This is a genomic window from Pseudomonas sp. 2822-15 (assembly GCF_002742515.1).
Classification (GTDB): Bacteria; Pseudomonadota; Gammaproteobacteria; order Pseudomonadales; family Pseudomonadaceae; genus Aquipseudomonas; species Aquipseudomonas salomonii.
The window spans coordinates 127,311-145,249 of the sequence record NZ_LJRY01000187.1 but is presented as its reverse complement, the minus strand read 5'-3'; the positions used below and the strand labels follow the sequence as shown (position 1 = coordinate 145,249).

Annotated in this window: 18 protein-coding genes; 2 read left to right on the top strand and 16 right to left on the bottom strand. The window is 57.5% G+C overall.

What is annotated here, in order from left to right; translation table 11 throughout:
* Positions 1 to 44 precede the first annotated feature (44 nt).
* From glmS to mnmG, 16 genes are all read right to left on the bottom strand, one after another.
* Positions 45 to 1,877, bottom strand: coding sequence for a glutamine--fructose-6-phosphate transaminase (isomerizing) (gene glmS, locus AOA59_RS15465; protein WP_099488174.1), 1,833 nt, complete (start codon positions 1,875 to 1,877; stop codon positions 45 to 47).
* 10 nt (positions 1,878 to 1,887) lie between these two features.
* A complete protein-coding gene (locus AOA59_RS15460) occupies positions 1,888 to 2,655 on the bottom strand; it encodes a DeoR/GlpR family DNA-binding transcription regulator (RefSeq protein WP_099488172.1) in 768 nt (255 codons plus the stop codon).
* Between the two features lie 241 nt (positions 2,656 to 2,896).
* Positions 2,897 to 4,264 carry a bifunctional UDP-N-acetylglucosamine diphosphorylase/glucosamine-1-phosphate N-acetyltransferase GlmU gene (gene glmU / locus AOA59_RS15455; protein WP_099488170.1) on the bottom strand — a complete coding sequence of 456 codons (1,368 nt, stop codon included), beginning with the start codon at positions 4,262 to 4,264 and terminating at the stop codon, positions 2,897 to 2,899.
* Between the two features lie 123 nt (positions 4,265 to 4,387).
* Positions 4,388 to 4,804 (bottom strand): F0F1 ATP synthase subunit epsilon, encoded by a 417-nt coding sequence (locus AOA59_RS15450; RefSeq protein ID WP_032885166.1) that lies wholly within the window; start codon positions 4,802 to 4,804, stop codon positions 4,388 to 4,390.
* Between the two features lie 44 nt (positions 4,805 to 4,848).
* Positions 4,849 to 6,228, bottom strand: a complete 1,380-nt coding sequence (gene atpD, locus AOA59_RS15445; RefSeq protein WP_056860940.1) for a F0F1 ATP synthase subunit beta — start codon at positions 6,226 to 6,228, stop codon at positions 4,849 to 4,851.
* A 27-nt stretch (positions 6,229 to 6,255) separates the two neighbouring features.
* Complete coding sequence (gene atpG, locus AOA59_RS15440) at positions 6,256 to 7,116, bottom strand: F0F1 ATP synthase subunit gamma (RefSeq protein ID WP_010207685.1); 861 nt, start codon at positions 7,114 to 7,116, stop codon at positions 6,256 to 6,258.
* A gap of 50 nt (positions 7,117 to 7,166) precedes the next feature.
* A complete protein-coding gene (gene atpA, locus AOA59_RS15435; protein WP_017135120.1) occupies positions 7,167 to 8,711 on the bottom strand; it encodes a F0F1 ATP synthase subunit alpha in 1,545 nt (514 codons plus the stop codon).
* A gap of 21 nt (positions 8,712 to 8,732) precedes the next feature.
* Entirely contained in the window at positions 8,733 to 9,269 is a 537-nt protein-coding gene (locus AOA59_RS15430; protein WP_017135121.1) for a F0F1 ATP synthase subunit delta, read from the bottom strand.
* A gap of 12 nt (positions 9,270 to 9,281) precedes the next feature.
* The gene (locus tag AOA59_RS15425) at positions 9,282 to 9,752 is read right to left on the bottom strand and encodes a F0F1 ATP synthase subunit B (protein ID WP_056860942.1); all 471 of its coding nucleotides are present in this window, start codon (positions 9,750 to 9,752) and stop codon (positions 9,282 to 9,284) included.
* 56 nt (positions 9,753 to 9,808) lie between these two features.
* On the bottom strand, positions 9,809 to 10,066 hold the full coding sequence (gene atpE, locus AOA59_RS15420) for a F0F1 ATP synthase subunit C (protein ID WP_002555987.1): 258 nt from the start codon (positions 10,064 to 10,066) through the stop codon (positions 9,809 to 9,811).
* Positions 10,067 to 10,199: 133 nt separating this feature from the next.
* Positions 10,200 to 11,069, bottom strand: coding sequence for a F0F1 ATP synthase subunit A (gene atpB, locus AOA59_RS15415; RefSeq protein ID WP_017135123.1), 870 nt, complete (start codon positions 11,067 to 11,069; stop codon positions 10,200 to 10,202).
* A 16-nt stretch (positions 11,070 to 11,085) separates the two neighbouring features.
* Positions 11,086 to 11,493: a F0F1 ATP synthase subunit I gene (locus AOA59_RS15410; RefSeq protein ID WP_010565865.1), complete on the bottom strand. Its 408-nt coding sequence runs from the start codon at positions 11,491 to 11,493 to the stop codon at positions 11,086 to 11,088.
* Positions 11,494 to 11,641: 148 nt separating this feature from the next.
* Positions 11,642 to 12,514, bottom strand: coding sequence for a ParB/RepB/Spo0J family partition protein (locus tag AOA59_RS15405; protein ID WP_017135124.1), 873 nt, complete (start codon positions 12,512 to 12,514; stop codon positions 11,642 to 11,644).
* 9 nt (positions 12,515 to 12,523) lie between these two features.
* Complete coding sequence (locus AOA59_RS15400; protein ID WP_056860944.1) at positions 12,524 to 13,321, bottom strand: ParA family protein; 798 nt, start codon at positions 13,319 to 13,321, stop codon at positions 12,524 to 12,526.
* A gap of 18 nt (positions 13,322 to 13,339) precedes the next feature.
* Positions 13,340 to 13,984: a 16S rRNA (guanine(527)-N(7))-methyltransferase RsmG gene (gene rsmG / locus AOA59_RS15395; protein WP_099488168.1), complete on the bottom strand. Its 645-nt coding sequence runs from the start codon at positions 13,982 to 13,984 to the stop codon at positions 13,340 to 13,342.
* Positions 13,981 to 15,873, bottom strand: coding sequence for a tRNA uridine-5-carboxymethylaminomethyl(34) synthesis enzyme MnmG (mnmG, locus tag AOA59_RS15390; protein WP_058420583.1), 1,893 nt, complete (start codon positions 15,871 to 15,873; stop codon positions 13,981 to 13,983). Before mnmG ends, rsmG begins: the two co-directional genes overlap by 4 nt.
* A 554-nt stretch (positions 15,874 to 16,427) precedes the next feature.
* On the opposite strand from mnmG, the gene AOA59_RS15385 reads away from it, so the two are divergent.
* The gene (locus tag AOA59_RS15385) at positions 16,428 to 16,934 is read left to right on the top strand and encodes a sigma-70 family RNA polymerase sigma factor (protein WP_065932021.1); all 507 of its coding nucleotides are present in this window, start codon (positions 16,428 to 16,430) and stop codon (positions 16,932 to 16,934) included.
* Positions 16,934 to 17,878, top strand: a complete 945-nt coding sequence (locus AOA59_RS15380; RefSeq protein WP_099488166.1) for a FecR domain-containing protein — start codon at positions 16,934 to 16,936, stop codon at positions 17,876 to 17,878. Before AOA59_RS15385 ends, AOA59_RS15380 begins: the two co-directional genes overlap by 1 nt.
* The last annotated feature ends 61 nt before the right edge of the window (positions 17,879 to 17,939 follow it).

Genomic DNA, 17,939 nt, shown 5'->3' with positions numbered 1-17,939 from the left:
CTCGATATCCGAGGGTTTTTTAGGTGACCACCAATCGAATCGTATTACTCCACCGTCACCGATTTCGCCAGGTTACGCGGCTGGTCAACGTCGGTGCCCTTGAGCACAGCCACGTAATACGACAGCAGCTGCAACGGGATGGTGTAGAGGATCGGCGACAGGGTGTCGTGGATGTGCGGCATGTTGATGACGTGGGTGCCTTCGGCGTTGGTCATGCCGGCTTTTTCATCGGCAAACACGATTAGCTGACCGCCACGCGCGCGTACTTCCTGCAGGTTGGATTTGAGCTTTTCCAGCAGTTCGTTGTTCGGCGCGACGGTGACCACTGGCATGTCGTCATCCACCAGGGCCAATGGGCCGTGTTTGAGCTCGCCGGCCGGGTAGGCTTCGGCGTGGATGTACGAGATTTCCTTGAGTTTGAGCGAGCCTTCCATCGCCACCGGGTATTGCGCGCCACGGCCGAGGAACAGGGTGTGGTTCTTGTCGGCGAACAGTTCGGCGACTTTTTCCACGGTGCTGTCCATGGCCAGGGCTTCGCCCAGACGGGTCGGCAGGCGGCGCAGTTCTTCGACCAATGTGGCTTCGACGCCTTCGGCGAGGGTGCCGCGCACCTGGCCCAGGCACAGGGTCAGCAGCAACAGGCCAACGAGTTGGGTGGTAAAGGCTTTGGTGGACGCCACGCCGATTTCGCGACCGGCCTGGGTCAGCAGGGTCAGGTCGGACTCGCGCACCAGTGAACTGATGCTGACGTTGCAGATCGCCAGGCTGCCAAGGAAGCCGAGTTCTTTGGCATTACGCAGCGCGGCCAGGGTGTCGGCCGTTTCTCCGGACTGGGAGATGGTCACGAACAGGGTGTCGGGCTGCACCACCACCTTGCGGTAGCGGAACTCGCTGGCGACTTCGACCTGGCACGGGATGCCGGCCAGTTCTTCGAGCCAGTAACGGGCAACCATACCGGCGTGGTAGCTGGTGCCGCAGGCGACGATCTGCACATTGCGCACTTTGGCGAACAGCTCGGCGGCTTGTGGGCCGAAGGCGTTGACCAGCACTTGGTTCTGGCTCAGGCGGCCTTCCAGGGTGCGCTGCACCACGGATGGTTGCTCGTGGATTTCCTTGAGCATGAAGTGGCGGAATTCGCCCTTGTCGGCAGCTTCGGCGCCGTCGCGGTATTGCACGGCTTCGCGCTCGACCGGCACGCCGTTGACGTCCCAGATCTGCACGCTTTCACGGCGAATGTCGGCAATATCGCCTTCTTCCAGGTACATGAAGCGGTCGGTGACCTGGCGCAGGGCCAGTTGGTCGGAGGCGAGGAAGTTTTCGCCCAGGCCCAGGCCAATCACCAACGGGCTGCCACTGCGCGCAGCCACCACGCGGTCGGGTTGGCTGGCGCAGACCACGGCCAGGCCGTAGGCGCCGTGCAGTTCCTTGACCGTAGCCTTGAGCGCGACGGTCAGGTCACCGAGGTCCTTGAGCTTGTGGTTGAGCAGGTGGGCGATGACTTCGGTGTCGGTGTCTGAGGTGAACTCGTAGCCCAAGCCCTTGAGCTGTTCGCGCAGCACTTCGTGGTTTTCGATGATGCCGTTGTGCACCACGGCCAGGTCGCCGGAAAAATGCGGGTGAGCGTTACGTTCGCACGGCGCACCGTGGGTGGCCCAACGGGTGTGGGCGATGCCAAGACGACCCACCAGCGGCTCGCCGAGCAAAGCTTGTTCCAGCTCGCTGACTTTGCCTGGGCGGCGCATGCGCTCGAGCTTGCCGGCGTTGGTAAATACGGCTACGCCAGCGCTGTCATAGCCGCGGTATTCCAGACGTTTGAGGCCCTCAAGCAGGATGGCGGTGACGTTGCGTTCAGCGACTGCGCCTACAATTCCACACATGGTGTATCTCCTAGATGATTGCCGCGCATATCAGCGTAATGCCGCGGGCTTGGATCTGGTCGCGGGCCTCAAGCGGCAGGCGATCATCGGTAATAAGGGTATGGATGCTGCTCCAAGGCAGTTCCAGGTTGGGAATCTTGCGGCCGATCTTGTCGGATTCCACCATCACCACCACTTCACGGGCGACCTCGGCCATGACACGGCTCAGGCCCAGCAGTTCGTTGAAGGTGGTGGTGCCACGTTCCAGGTCGATGCCGTCGGCGCCGATAAACAACTGATCAAAGTCGTAGGAGCGCAGCACTTGTTCGGCGACCTGGCCCTGGAACGAATCCGAATGCGGGTCCCAGGTGCCGCCGGTCATCAACAGCACCGGCTCATGTTCCAGCTCGCTCAGGGCACGGGCCACATGCAGGGAGTTGGTCATCACCACCAGGCCGGGCTGATGGCCCAACTCCGGGATCATGGCGGCGGTGGTGCTGCCGCTGTCGATAATGATGCGTGCATGTTCACGCAAGCGCATGACGGCTGCACGGGCGATGGCGCGCTTGTAAGCCGAGATGGGCTGCGCGGCGTCGCCGACCAGTTCCTGGGGCATGGTAATAGCGCCACCGTAGCGGCGCAGCAGCAGGCCATTGCTTTCGAGGGCGGCGAGGTCCTTGCGGATGGTCACTTCCGAGGTTTCGAAACGCTTGGCCAAGTCGTCCACGCTGACTTCGCCCAGTTCATTGAGCAGCGTCAGAATGTTATGGCGTCGTTGGGGTGTATTTCGTTTCGACATGGTAGTGATAAGTTTCGTTTCGAAAGATAACGAAGGCAATCAAAACCTATTGGCGAAAGATCGTCAAGCGGCAAGCTGTAATTTTTACGCTGATTTTTGTTAACACCACTCAACCAATATGGGAGCTGGCTTGCCTGCGATGGCAGAGTGTCAGGCGACATTCATGTTGAATGTAGGACCGCTATCGCAGGCAAGCCAGCTCCCACAGGAGATAGCATTAGCTGATGAGGTTGTGGATAACTCAGGTCTTTTTGATTTTGACCGGGCGTTTCCAGCCGTCGATATTGCGCTGGCGGGCCCGGGCCACAGCCAGTTGGGACTTATCCACATCCTGGTTGATGGTCGAACCCGCCGCTGTGTTGGAACCATCACCGATGGTGACCGGCGCAATCAGCGAGTTGTTGGAGCCGATAAACACGTCTTCACCAATGGTGGTCTGGTACTTGTTGGCGCCATCGTAGTTGCAGGTGATCGCACCGGCGCCGATGTTGCTGCGCGCGCCGATCACTGCATCACCGAGGTAGGCCAAGTGACCGGCCTTGGCGTCGTCGCCCATTTTCGCGTTCTTGAGTTCGACGAAGTTGCCGACGTGCGCACGGGCCCCCAACACACTGCCCGGACGAAGGCGCGCAAACGGACCGGCATCACTGCCCTCGCCCATCACGGCACCGTCCAGATGGCTGTTAGCCTTGACCACCACGCCTTTGCGCAACGTGCTGTCCTTGATCACGCAGTTCGGGCCAATCACCACGTCATCTTCAATGATTACGCGGCCTTCAAGGATTACGTTGATGTCGATCAGCACATCGCGGCCGACAGTGACCTCACCACGCACATCGAAGCGCGCCGGATCGCGCAGGGTTACGCCCTGGGCCATCAGGCGGCGACCTTCACGCAGTTGGTAGTGACGCTCCAGCTCGGCAAGCTGCTTGCGGTCGTTGGCGCCCTGCACTTCCATCGGGTCATGGGGCTGCTCGGTGGCGACCAGCAAGCCGTCATTGACGGCCATTTCGATGACGTCGGTGAGGTAGTACTCGCCCTGGGCGTTGTTGTTGGACAAACGGCTCATCCAGACCGCCAGCCTGTTGGCCGGTACGGCGAGAATGCCGGTGTTGCCTTCAGTTATCGCGCGTTGGGCTTCGCTGGCGTCTTTGTGTTCGACGATGGCGGCGACCTTGCCGCTCGCATCGCGCACGATGCGGCCGTAGCCGGTAGGGTCGTCGAGCTCAACGGTGAGCAGGCCCATCTGGCCAGGTACGACGTGCTTGAGCAGGCGTTGCAGGGTTTCGACTTCGATAAGCGGTACGTCGCCATAGAGGATCAGTACGGTGTCGGCGCTGATGAACGGCACAGCTTGCGCTGTCGCGTGGCCGGTGCCCAGTTGCTTGTCCTGCAACACGAAATTCAGGTCATCCGCGGCCAGGCGTTCACGTACCACGTCAGCGCCGTGGCCAATCACCACGTGAATGCGCTGTGGGTCCAGTTGCCGGGCGCTGTGGATAACATGACCAAGCATGGAATTACCCGCGACCGGGTGCAACACCTTGGGCAGGGCCGAACGCATGCGGGTGCCCTGGCCTGCGGCGAGAATGACGATTTCAAGAGACATGAATGGCTACCAATCCTGGGCGGTCCGGCTTCAGACCAGAGAAGTGTTTTGCTGAAAAAGAAAAAGGGTAGCCGAGGCTACCCTTTTTAATCAATCGCGCTTGAAGCATTGCGGCCAGGCCACTTACTTCTTGCGGATCTGCTGGAGCGTGCGCAGCTGAGCTGCAGCCTCGGCCAGACGTACAGCAGCAGCGCTGTAGTCGAAGTCCGCACCCTTTTCGTTCAGGGCCTTCTCGGCAGCCTTTACGGCTTCCTGAGCGGAGGCTTCATCCAGGTCGCCAGCACGTTGCACGGTGTCGGCAAGTACCTTGACCATGTTCGGCTGAACCTCGAGGAAACCGCCGGAGATGTAAAACACCTCACGTTCCCCGCCTTGCTTGGTCAGAGTGATCGGACCTGGCTTCAAGCTGGTGATCAACGGCGCGTGGCCCATGGCAATACCCAGGTCACCGAGTTCGCCGTGTGCAATCACCATTTCTACCAGACCGGAGAAGATTTCCCCTTCCGCGCTGACGATATCGCAATGGACTGTCATAGCCATCTGATTGCCTCAACCTGATGAGCGCCCGTTACCGGGCGCCGAGATTACAGTTTCTTGGCTTTCTCGATCGCTTCTTCGATGCCGCCGACCATGTAGAACGCTTGTTCTGGCAGGTGGTCGTAGTCACCGTTGAGGATGCCTTTGAAGCCAGCAATGGTGTCTTTCAGGGAAACGTATTTACCCGAAGCACCGGTGAAGACTTCAGCCACGAAGAACGGCTGCGACAAGAAACGCTGGATCTTACGAGCACGGTTTACCAACTGCTTGTCGGCTTCCGACAGCTCGTCCATACCCAGGATCGCAATGATGTCCTTCAGTTCTTTGTAACGCTGCAGCACGTACTGAACGCCGCGAGCGGTGTCGTAGTGCTCCTGGCCGATCACGTTCGGGTCCAGCTGGCGCGAAGTCGAGTCGAGTGGATCGACCGCCGGGTAGATACCCAGGGAAGCGATGTCACGGGACAGAACGACGGTGGCGTCCAAGTGGGCGAAGGTGGTCGCAGGCGACGGGTCAGTCAAGTCATCCGCAGGTACGTATACCGCTTGGATCGAGGTGATCGAACCTTCTTTGGTCGAAGTGATACGTTCTTGCAGAACGCCCATCTCTTCGGCCAGGGTCGGCTGGTAACCTACTGCGGAAGGCATACGGCCCAGCAGTGCGGATACTTCAGTACCGGCCAAGGTGTAACGGTAGATGTTGTCGACGAACAGCAGAACGTCGTTACCTTCGTCACGGAACTTCTCGGCCATGGTCAGGCCAGTCAGTGCTACGCGCAGACGGTTACCCGGCGGCTCGTTCATCTGACCGTAAACCAGTGCCACTTTGTCCAGAACGTTGGAGTCCTTCATCTCGTGGTAGAAGTCGTTACCCTCACGAGTACGCTCACCCACACCGGCGAACACGGAATAACCGCTGTGCTCGATGGCGATGTTACGGATCAGTTCCATCATGTTTACGGTTTTGCCTACACCGGCACCACCGAACAGACCGACTTTACCGCCTTTGGCGAACGGGCAAACCAGGTCGATAACCTTGATACCGGTTTCGAGCAGATCGTTGCCGCCAGCTTGTTCGGCGAACGAAGGTGCTGGACGGTGAATGCCCCAGCGCTCTTCGGTGTCGATCGGGCCAGCTTCGTCAATCGGGTTGCCCAGTACGTCCATGATCCGGCCCAGGGTCGCTTTACCGACCGGTACGGAGATGGCAGCGCCAGTGTCAAGCACACCCAGACCACGTTTCAGGCCTTCGGTGGAACCCATTGCAATGGTCCGTACCACGCCGTCGCCCAGCTGCTGCTGAACTTCCAGAGTGGTGCCGGCATCGCTTTGTACTTTCAAAGCGTTGTAGATGCTCGGTACGCTGTCGCGTGGGAATTCCACGTCGATAACGGCGCCGATGATTTGAACGATACGTCCGCTACTCATAGCTGGATCCTCTGAATATTTGAACCGTTAAACCGCGGCAGCGCCGCCGACGATTTCCGAGATCTCTTGGGTGATCGCAGCCTGACGCGCCTTGTTGTAGATCAGCTGCAAATCGCTGATCAGATCACCGGCGTTATCGGTAGCGTTTTTCATCGCGATCATCCGCGCCGCTTGTTCAGCTGCGTTGTTCTCGACCACCGCCTGGTACACCTGCGACTCCACGTAGCGCACCATCAAGCCGTCAAGCAGCTCTTTGGCGTCTGGTTCGTAGAGGTAGTCCCAGTGGTGCTTGAGTTCCTGATCCGGAGTCGCCACCAGTGGGATCAATTGCTCCACGGTTGGCTGCTGGGTCATGGTGTTGATGAACTTGTTGGATACCACGGACAGGCGGTCAATCCGGCCTTCCAGGTACGCATCCAGCATCACCTTCACACTGCCGATCAAATCATTGATCGACGGCTCTTCACCCAGGTGGCTGATAGCTGCAACGACGTTACCGCCGAAGTTGCGGAAAAAGGCCGCACCCTTGCTACCAACTACACACAGATCGATCTCGACGCCCTTTTCGCGGTTTACCGCCATGTCCTTGACCAGGGCCTTGAACAGGTTGGTATTCAGACCACCGCACAAACCACGGTCACTGCTCACTACCACATAACCCACACGCTTAACTTCGCGGTCGATCATGAACGGGTGGCGGTATTCCGGGTTGGCGTTAGCCAAATGCCCAATTACCTGGCGGATACGCTCCGCATAAGGACGGCTAGCAGCCATGCGCATTTGTGCCTTGCGCATTTTGCTGACCGCCACTTTTTCCATGGCGCTGGTAATCTTTTGCGTGCTTTTGATGCTCGCAATCTTACTGCGAATCTCTTTTGCGCCTGCCATGTAACACCTATCAGGTTAGCAAGCGGGAGCCTTGCGGCTCCCGCTGCGGCTTACCAGGTTTGGGTGGCCTTGAACTTCTCGATACCGGCTTTCATGCCAGCGTCGATTTCGTCATTGAAGTCACCCTTCACGTTGATCTTGGCCAACAAGTCGGCGTGATCGCGGTTGAAGTAAGCAATCAGCGCTTGTTCGAAGCTGCCGACCTTGGTGATTTCGACGTCAGTCAGGAACCCACGCTCAGCGGCATACAGCGACAACGCCATGTCAGCGATCGACATTGGGGCGTATTGCTTCTGCTTCATCAGCTCGGTAACGCGCTGACCATGCTCAAGTTGCTTACGGGTCGCTTCGTCCAGGTCAGAAGCGAACTGGGCGAATGCCGCCAGTTCACGGTACTGAGCCAGAGCGGTACGGATACCACCGGAGAGCTTCTTGATGATCTTGGTCTGAGCGGCACCACCCACACGGGATACCGAAACACCGGCGTTCACAGCAGGACGGATCCCGGAGTTGAACATGGCCGATTCCAGGAAGATCTGACCGTCGGTGATGGAAATCACGTTGGTCGGAACGAACGCGGAAACGTCGCCAGCCTGGGTTTCGATGATCGGCAGTGCGGTCAGGGAACCGGTTTTGCCGGTCACTGCGCCGTTGGTGAACTTCTCTACGTATTCTTCCGAAACGCGGGATGCGCGCTCCAGCAGACGGGAGTGGAGATAGAACACGTCGCCTGGGTAAGCTTCACGGCCTGGTGGACGGCGCAGCAGCAGGGAAATCTGGCGGTAAGCCACTGCTTGCTTGGACAGATCGTCATAAACGATCAGCGCGTCTTCACCGCGGTCGCGGAAGAATTCACCCATGGTGCAACCGGAGTACGGTGCCAGGAATTGCAGCGCAGGAGATTCCGAAGCACTGGCAGCCACGATGATCGTGTTGGCCAGAGCGCCGTTTTCTTCCAGCTTGCGAACCACGTTGGCGATGGTCGATTGCTTCTGACCAATGGCTACGTAGACGCAGAAAATGCCGCTGTCTTTCTGGTTGATGATCGCGTCGATCGCCAGAGCGGTTTTACCGATCTGACGGTCACCGATGATCAGCTCACGCTGGCCACGGCCGACCGGGATCATGGCATCGACAGCCTTGTAGCCAGTCTGTACAGGCTGGTCTACCGACTTACGCCAGATCACGCCTGGAGCAACTTTCTCGACCGCGTCGGTCTCGGTGTTGCCCAGTGGACCTTTACCGTCAACAGGGTTACCCAGTGCGTCGACTACGCGACCCAGCAGTTCCTTACCAACCGGAACTTCCAGGATGCGGCCTGTGCACTTGGCGCTCATGCCTTCAGCCAGACTGGTGTACGCGCCCAACACAACGGCACCTACGGAGTCTTGCTCCAGGTTGAGGGCCATACCGTAGACGCCGCCCGGAAACTCGATCATCTCGCCGTACATTACGTCGGCCAGACCGTGAATCCGCACGATGCCGTCAGATACGCTGACGACAGTGCCTTCGTTACGGGCTTGGGAGGTCACATCGAGCTTGTCGATGCGGCCCTTGATAATTTCACTTATTTCGGAAGGATTGAGTTGCTGCATTGCTCTGCTGCCCCTTCAAACTCAAGATTTCAATGCTTCGGCAAGTTTCGCGATTTTGCCGCGAATCGAGCCATCGATAACCAGGTCGCCGGCACGGATAACAACACCACCAATCAGGGATGCGTCCTCCGAAGCTTGCAGGCGCACTTCCCGATTGAGTCGTGCACTGAGAACCTTGGCGAGTTTGTCTTGCTGTTCTTGGTTCAATGCAAAAGCACTGGTCACTTCAACGTCTACCGATTTCTCTTCTTCGGCCTTGTACAGGTCGAAAAGAGCGGCGATCTCCGGCAAAAGCGGGAGACGGTCGTTTTCGGCAACGACGTGGATGAAGTTCTGTACCTTCACATCAAACTTGTCGCCGCACACTTCAATAAAAGTGGCGGCCTTGTCTGCGCTCGTCAGTCGCGGGGCCTTGAGCACGCGCTGCATGGTGTCGTCTTGCGACACTGCTGCAGCCAGGCCGAGCATGGCTGACCAAGAGGCCAGCTGCTGGTGGGCCTGGGCGTGCTCGAAGGCTGCCTTAGCGTAAGGTCGGGCCAACGTGGTCAATTCTGCCATGATCGCCCTCGCTTAGATTTCAGCAGCCAGTTTGTTAACCAGCTCCGCGTGCGCGTTTTGATCGATTGTGGCACCCAGGATCTTCTCAGCACCGCCGACGGCCAGAGCACCCAATTGGGCACGCAGCGCATCTTTGACACCGTTCAATTCCTGCTCGATCTCGGCCTGAGCCTGAACCTTCACACGGTCAGCGTCGATACGGGCTTTTTCAACAGCCTCTTCAACAATCTGATTACCGCGTTTCTTGGCTTGCTCAATGATTTCAGCTGCCTGTGCCTTAGCATCGCGCAGTTGATGGCCCGCTTTCTCTTGGGCCAACTCCAGGTCGCGAGCTGCACGGCTGGCAGCGTCCAGTCCATCCGCGATCTTCTTTTGACGTTCGTGCAAAGCTGCGATGACCGGAGGCCATACGAACTTCATGCAGAAAACGACAAAAATCAAGAACGCTAAGGACTGACCAATAATGGTTGCATTAATGTTCACGCCAATACCTCGCTCGTTCGTTGCACAACACACCAATCACTCGAAAAAACGAGTGATTAACCGGCGAGTTGACCAACGAAGGGGTTCGCGAAGGTGAAGAACAGAGCGATACCAACACCGATCATGGTCACGGCGTCGAGCAGACCGGCAACGATGAACATTTTAACTTGCAGCATTGGAACCATTTCTGGCTGACGCGCTGCGCCTTCCAGGAACTTGCCGCCCAGCAGGCCGAAACCAATGGCAGTACCCAGGGCGCCCAGGCCGATCAACAGTGCAACAGCGATAGCGGTTAGACCAACTACAGTTTCCATCTTTCCTCCCGACTTTTACGTCGTATGGTTTAGGTTTTTTAGATTTTAAAGCGGTAAAACAAATCGTTTCATAGCCCTGGTGGGCCACCTTCCCGTTTCACCGGGAAGGACATCAGACTAGTCGAGACTGGCCTTAATGGTTCTCTTCGTGCGCCATCGACAGGTAGACGATGGTCAGCATCATGAAGATGAAGGCCTGCAGGGTGATGATCAGGATGTGGAACACAGCCCACGCCCACTGCAGAACAATGCCCAGGCCGCTAAGCCAGAGCAGACCACTGCCGAACATCACAGCGATCAGAATGAACACCAGCTCGCCGGCATACATGTTGCCGAACAGTCGCAGAGCCAGGGAAATCGGCTTGGCGATCAGGGTGACGAATTCCAGCAGGAAGTTCACCGGGATCAGCAGGGCTTGAACAAAAATGTTCTTGCTGCCGAACGGGTGCAGGGTCAGTTCGCCGATGAAGCCGCCGATGCCCTTGATCTTGATGCTGTAGAAAATGATCAACGCGAATACCGACAAGGCCATGCCCAGGGTAGCGTTAGGGTCAGTGGTCGATACGGCACGGAATGGAATATGCGGATCGCCGCTGATCGCCATGGCGAGCTGAGGAATCCAGTCGACCGGGATCAGGTCGACGGCGTTCATCAGGAACACCCAGACGAAGATGGTCAGTGCCAGCGGTGCAATCACCGGGCTACGGCCATGGAAGCTGTCTTTCACGCTGCCATCGACGAATTCGACCAATACTTCAACGAAGTTCTGCAAAGCACCTGGCTGACCGGAAGTCGCCTTTTTTGCCGCCATGCGGAAAATCAGGACGAAGATCAGACCCAATGCGACCGACCAGCCCAGAGTATCCAGGTGGAAAGCCCAGAAACCCATTTCTTTGGCTTCTGCTGCGGTGTGGGCGAAGCCCCAGCCGCCGTTGGGAAGCTGACCGAAGGTCAGGTTCTGCAAGTGGTGCTGGATATAGCCCGAAGCGGTTGTTTCTGCCATGGTTGCCTCAAACGCCCTAAGGTTTCGAAAGTCTTGTTTTCATTAGCAGGGGAGCGAACCAGCTGACCAGTTGGGTCAACACGAAGACGCCGAATACAGCCAGCGGCGCCAATGGCTTCACACCTGCAAAGGTCAGTGCAAACAGCACTGCCGTCAAAATCAGTTTCCCCGCCTCGCCGGCATAAAATGACCGGACGATAGCCTGGGCTGCTCGGGCGCCGGAAAACCGAAAGGCCCTGTGAGCAAAATACATATTGGGCAGCAAGGCTATCAGGCCTCCGCAGAGTCCTGAATATCCGGCTACGACTCCATGCCAATACCAAAGCGCCAACGCGGCGATTAATAAAATGACAAATTGAGCCAATAAAACCGGGAAAACGGCCAAGCGATGGAACGGCAACGTGTTTGGCGTGCGGGTTTCCATCACTTTTGCTCCTCAATGGTCGGCTGCCGAGAATCAATAACTTGGCATAATTTGTGCCGACAAAATGCGCGCAGAGTATAGGGGCGGTTCAGCCCCTATTCAACTGTCGGGTAGTGTTTTCCGATCGCGCGCTACATAAGCAAATGTTTCAGCGGATGTGGGCAAGGACGCCCTGAAGCTCGTCAAGCGAGTTATATCCGATGACCAATTGCCCTTTGCCCTTCTTGCCGTGACGAATTTGTACCGCAGAGCCCAGCCGCTCGGCCAGGCGCTGTTCGAGACGTGCGATATCCGGATCAGGTTTGGCTGTTTCGACCGGTGCAGGTTTGCCGCTCAGCCACTGGCGAACCAGCGCCTCAGTCTGACGCACCGTGAGCCCCCGTGCGACAACGTGTCGCGCCCCTTCAACCTGTTGATTTTCCGGCAAACCGAGCAAAGCTCGGGCATGACCCATTTCCAGGTCGCCGTGGGACAACATGGTCTTGATGACTTCCGGCAATGCGATCAGACGCAGCAAGTTGGACACGGTAACGCGGGATTTACCCACCGCGTCGGCCACTTGTTGCTGGGTCAGTTGGAATTCCTGCTGCAAACGCTGCAATGCGATCGCTTCTTCGACCGGGTTGAGGTCTTCACGCTGGATGTTCTCGATCAATGCCATGGCGATGGCGGTTTCATCCGGCACATCGCGCACCATCGCCGGGATGGTTTCCTTGCCGGCCTGCTGGCTGGCGCGCCAGCGACGTTCACCGGCGATGATTTCAAAACGACCGCCGCCGATCGGGCGCACCACAATCGGCTGCATCACGCCCTGGGCCTTGATCGAGTTGGCCAGTTCTTCCAGCGCCTGGGGGTCCATGTCCCGGCGTGGCTGGTACTTGCCGCGCTGGATCAGGTCCAGCGGCAGGTGTTGCAGCTCGCGCTCGTCGGCCTGCACCGCTTGTTCTTCAAGCGAAGTGACAGTCGGACCACTCAGCAGTGCATCCAGTCCACGTCCGAGACCTCGTTTCTTGACGGCCATGGGGATTCCTTAAGTTGGCTGGGCTGCAGCGGTGCGTGGGTTGCGGCGTTGACGGCGAACCATCTCGCCGGCCAGTGCCAGGTAGGCTATGGCACCACGCGATGATTTGTCGTACGCCAGCGCGGGCATGCCGTAGCTTGGCGCTTCGGCCAGGCGGATGTTGCGTGGGATCACAGTGTCGTACAACTGATCGCCAAAGTGTTCCTTGAGCTGCGCCGACACATCGTTCATCAGGCTCAGGCGCGGATCGAACATCGTGCGCAGCAAGCCTTCGATCTGCAGGTTGGGGTTCAGCAGTTCGGCGATACGCTTGATGTTATCCACAAGGTCGCTCAACCCTTCGAGTGCGTAGTACTCGCACTGCATGGGGATAATCACCCCATCGGCGGCAACCAGCGCGTTGAGCGTCAGCATCGACAGCGACGGAGGGCAGTCGATTAAAATGTAATCGTAGTTCTCGCGGATCGGCGCCAAGGCGCTGCGCAGACGGCTTTCTTTCATCTGCATTTCGAGCAGCACCACTTCCGCCGCGGTCAAATCGCGGTTCGCCGGCAGCAGTTGATAACCACCGTGCTCGGAGTAGTGCATGGCCTGGGCCAGGTCACACTCGCCGATCAGCAAGTCGTAGACCGAATTTTCCAGGCCGTGTTTATCCACACCGCTACCCATGGTGGCGTTGCCCTGTGGATCGAGATCGATCAACAGCACCCGGCGCTTGGTGGCGACCAGGGATGCTGCGAGGTTGATGCAGGTGGTGGTTTTGCCCACGCCACCTTTCTGGTTCGCTATCGCGAATACCTTAGCCATTCTTGCTTGTGTTCCCAATCATGCCGTGCGGCGCAGTATCAGCAGATGGCGTTGGCCTTGGCAACCGGGTACGGCCAAGGCGTGTTCGCTATCGAGGTGGAAGTCTGTCGGCAATGCTAACAGCTCGTCGCTTGGATGAACGCCCTTCATTGCCAGCCAGCGGGTGTCGAGGTCGCCCAGATGGCGCGTCCAGTTACTGAAGTTCTCCATGCTGCTGAAGGCCCGGGAAACAATTCCGTTGAAGGGCAGTTCAGGCGTGAATTCTTCGACCCGACTGTGGATAACTTGCAGGTTATCCAGCTTGAGCTCGAGTTTGACCTGGGTCAGGAAGCGGGTTTTCTTGCCGTTGCTGTCCAGGCACGTCACTTGCGACTCGGGAAACAGGATGGCCAGTGGAATGCCAGGCATGCCGCCGCCACTGCCCACGTCCAGCCAGCGGCCGTTTTCGATAAACGGCATCACACTCAAGCTGTCGAGCAAATGCCGCGAAACCATTTCGTCGGGATTGCGCACTGCGGTCAGGTTGTAGGCCTTGTTCCATTTGATCAACAGGGCCAGGTAGCCCAACAGCAACTCGTGCTGGGCTGAGGTCAGGTGCACGCCCAACTGGCGTGCACCTGTGGATAACTCTTCGGAGTGTTGCGAGGTGACCAACGAACTCAAGCGCTTTGCTCCAACTGACGGCCCGCGCCGCGTTTTTTCAAATGAATCATCAACAGCGAAATGGCTGCTGGAGTGACGCCGGGAATACGCGAAGCCTGGCCCAGCGTTTCCGGGCGAGTTATCCCCAGCTTGCTTTGGATTTCTTTCGACAAGCCGGAAATCCCGGTGTAATCGATATCCACAGGCAGCTTAGTGTTTTCACTGGCGCGCAGGCGAGCGATCTCGTCCTGTTGGCGGTCAATGTAACCAGCGTATTTGGTCTTGATCTCGACCTGCTCGGCAACCTGTGGGTCTTCTGCGCCCTGGCCGGTCACTTCGACCAGACCAGCGTAGTCGATTTCCGGACGGGACAGCAGGTTGAGCAAGTTGTACTCGTGGGTCAGCGGCGTGCCGAATTTTTCCGCAATCGCATCGCCCTGCTCGGTGCCCGGGCGAACCCAGGTACTTTTCAGGCGTTGCTCTTCGAGCGTGATGCTTTCGCGTTTTTTGCAGAAGGCTGCCCAACGCGCGTCATCGACCAGGCCCAGCTCGCGACCTTTTTCGGTCAGGCGCAGGTCGGCGTTGTCTTCGCGCAGGATCAAACGGTATTCCGCCCGGGAAGTGAACATCCGGTACGGTTCCTGGGTGCCCAGGGTAATCAGGTCATCAACCAATACACCGATGTACGCTTCATCGCGACGCGGGCACCAGCTGTCTTTGCCCTGCGCGCGCAATGCTGCGTTGGTCCCGGCGAGCAAACCTTGGGCGCCGGCTTCTTCGTAACCGGTGGTGCCATTGATTTGGCCGGCGAAAAACAGACCGGCGATAACTTTGGTTTCGAGGCTGTACTTCAGGTCACGCGGGTCGAAGTAGTCGTACTCGATGGCGTAGCCCGGACGCACGATGTGCGCGTTTTCCATACCGCGAATCGACTGCACGATCTGAATTTGCACGTCGAACGGCAAGGATGTGGAAATCCCGTTCGGGTACAGCTCATGGGTGGTCAGGCCTTCCGGTTCGATGAAAACCTGGTGGCTTTCCTTGTCGGCAAAACGATGAATCTTGTCTTCGATCGATGGGCAATAACGCGGGCCGATACCCTCGATCACCCCGGAATACATCGGCGAACGGTCGAGGTTCGCGGCAATGATTTCGTGGGTGCGGGCGTTGGTGTGGGTGATCCAGCAGCTCACCTGTTTGGGGTGCTGTTCTTTGTTGCCCATGAACGACATGACCGGGATCGGTGTATCACCGGCTTGTTCGGTCATCACCGAGAAATCCACAGAACGCCCATCGATACGCGGCGGGGTACCTGTTTTCAAGCGGCCGACTCGCAGCGGCAACTCGCGCAGGCGTTTTGCCAGGGCAATCGACGGCGGATCACCGGCGCGACCGCCGGAATAGTTCTGCATGCCGATGTGGATAAGTCCGCCGAGGAATGTACCGGTGGTCAACACCACGGATTCTGCGAAGAAACGCAGGCCCATCTGGGTGACAACACCCTTCACCACATCCTGTTCGACGATCAGGTCATCGGCAGCTTGCTGAAATATCCACAGGTTCGGTTGGTTTTCCAGGGTTTCACGTACCGCAGCCTTGTAGAGGATGCGGTCGGCCTGTGCCCGAGTAGCGCGTACGGCCGGGCCTTTGCGGCTGTTGAGCACGCGAAATTGAATACCACCTTTGTCGGTAGCCATGGCCATGACGCCGCCAAGGGCATCAATTTCTTTAACCAGATGGCTTTTACCGATCCCGCCGATGGCGGGGTTGCAACTCATGGCACCGAGGGTTTCCACGTTGTGCGTCAACAACAGGGTTTTAACGCCCATGCGTGCTGACGCCAGTGCTGCCTCGGTACCGGCATGACCGCCGCCGATGACGATCACTTCAAAACGGGAAGGGAAATCCACCACGCACCTCGTGCCTGCTTATGTAGGTAATCAGGAATTGTTTGTTGAAAGAGTTTTCAAGCTTTGGCGGCAAGTATAGGGACTTAGCCCTTCCTAAAGAACCCTTTGCACAAAATTTAACCAGCTGTGGATGAATCACAGACAATAGAAATTAAAAAAGAAGAAATTTATAAGATCTTTGTTTTTATGTTTATTTCTACTGAGACTGTTTTCTGTGGATAGATCTCTACAAGCCTCTGTTTATGGTGTGTACAGGGATTCAAAAGTCTGTGGTCATGTGCCAATGAGGCCCTTGGATAAGTGCTTTAAGCCTGTGGATTAAAGGGGCAGTTATCCACAGAGGGGTTTTTGCTCAGGTTTCAGGCCCTGTTATCAACTGGGCACAGGTGCGGTTATTCACAGGGCTTAATCCACAGAAATCCCGATTTGAGGGCATGGCAAGGCTGCCAAAGCTTTCGATTCGGTGTCTGGATCTAAAAAAAGGAGAGCTATTGTGAGAACTCGGCGGTGCAGTTAATAATAGCGATTATCATTAACCCGTCATGTCGCGCCCTATGCCCTTTCCTTCACACACGGCTGTCGTCCAGCACATCTATGAGCAGCACCATTCATGGCTGCACGGGTGGCTTAAAGGCAAGTTGCACAACGCTTGCGATGCAGCCGATGTGGCACATGACACCTTCGTGCGTATCCTGGGCGGCCGCCATGCAGGGCAAATTCTCGAACCGCGTGATTACTTGGCCACAATCGCCAGGGGTTTGGTGATTGACCGCTATCGTCGATCCGCCATTGAACAGGCTTATAAACAGTCGTTGGCCGAGCGTCCTGAAGCCACTGCCATCAGTGAAGAAGACAAGGCGATCATCATCGAAACCCTGGTGGCTGTGGATAAAGCCTTGTCGGAATTGGGGCGGCGGACACGCCATATTTTCATGCTGTCGCAGATTGAAGGTCTGACTTATCAACAGATCGCCGAGCAGTTGCAGGTATCGCTGACGACGGTCAAGAAACACATGATCCGCGCGCTCACCGAATGCTCATTGATCATGGCGAGCCTGTAATGCCTGCGCCGGATCGTAAGGTTTTCGAGGCGGCTGCCAGCTGGTACGTGCAGTTTCAAGCGCAGGTGCCTACCCCGGCCGAACGGCATGCCTGGCAGCAATGGCTCAACGGCGATCCCTCTCACCAAGCGGCATGGAACCAGTTGGAGCAATTACAGCGCAGCCTCGGCACCCTGCCCCAGGATTTCAAACGTCGCGCTTTGTCAGCCACGCAACAACGGCGCCAGGTGCTCAAGTGGATGTTGGTATTGGGCGCCACCGGTTATCTGGGCTTCAATGTTCAACAACACACGCCCTTGGGCAATTTCTGGGCGGATTATCGAACACGCGTCGGTGAACGCCGGCGCATCGAGCTGGCCGACGGCACTCAAATCGATCTGAACACCAGCACCGCCATTGATGTGGTGTTTGATCAACGCCAGCGTCTGGTCCGCCTGCGCGACGGCGAAATACTTATCCACACCGGCAAATTGGGCGGGCAAACGCCTTTTTACGTCGAAACCCGCGAAGGCCGGGTCCAGGCATTGGGGACTCGGTTTACCGTGCGTCAATTAGCGGGCTCAACTCGCGTGGGTGTGCTGGAAGACCAAGTGAGCCTCTCGCCTGCCGACCTACCGGATCACGAGCGAATACTCAGTGCCGGCGAAAGTGCTGACTTCGACCGAAAAAATGTGGGGCCCGATCATTTCTATCGACGGACCCAGGCGGCTTGGGTCGATGGCCAGGTCATCGTTCTCGACGCTCGCCTTGGGGATCTGCTCGCCGACCTTGCGCGCTATCGCCCCGGCGTTCTGCGATGCGATTCGGCTTCGGCAAGTTTGCGAGTCTCCGGGACGTTCCGCCTGGACTCCACCGACGCGGTACTGGCTAACCTGCAAGCCACGCTGCCGATACAGGTGAAATATTTCAGCCGCTATTGGGTCGCGGTCACGCGCCTGGGCTGAAAGCAAAAAATAATCCACAGGGGGTTATCTTTTTTTTACCTGGCCCGGCCCTACAGGTAAT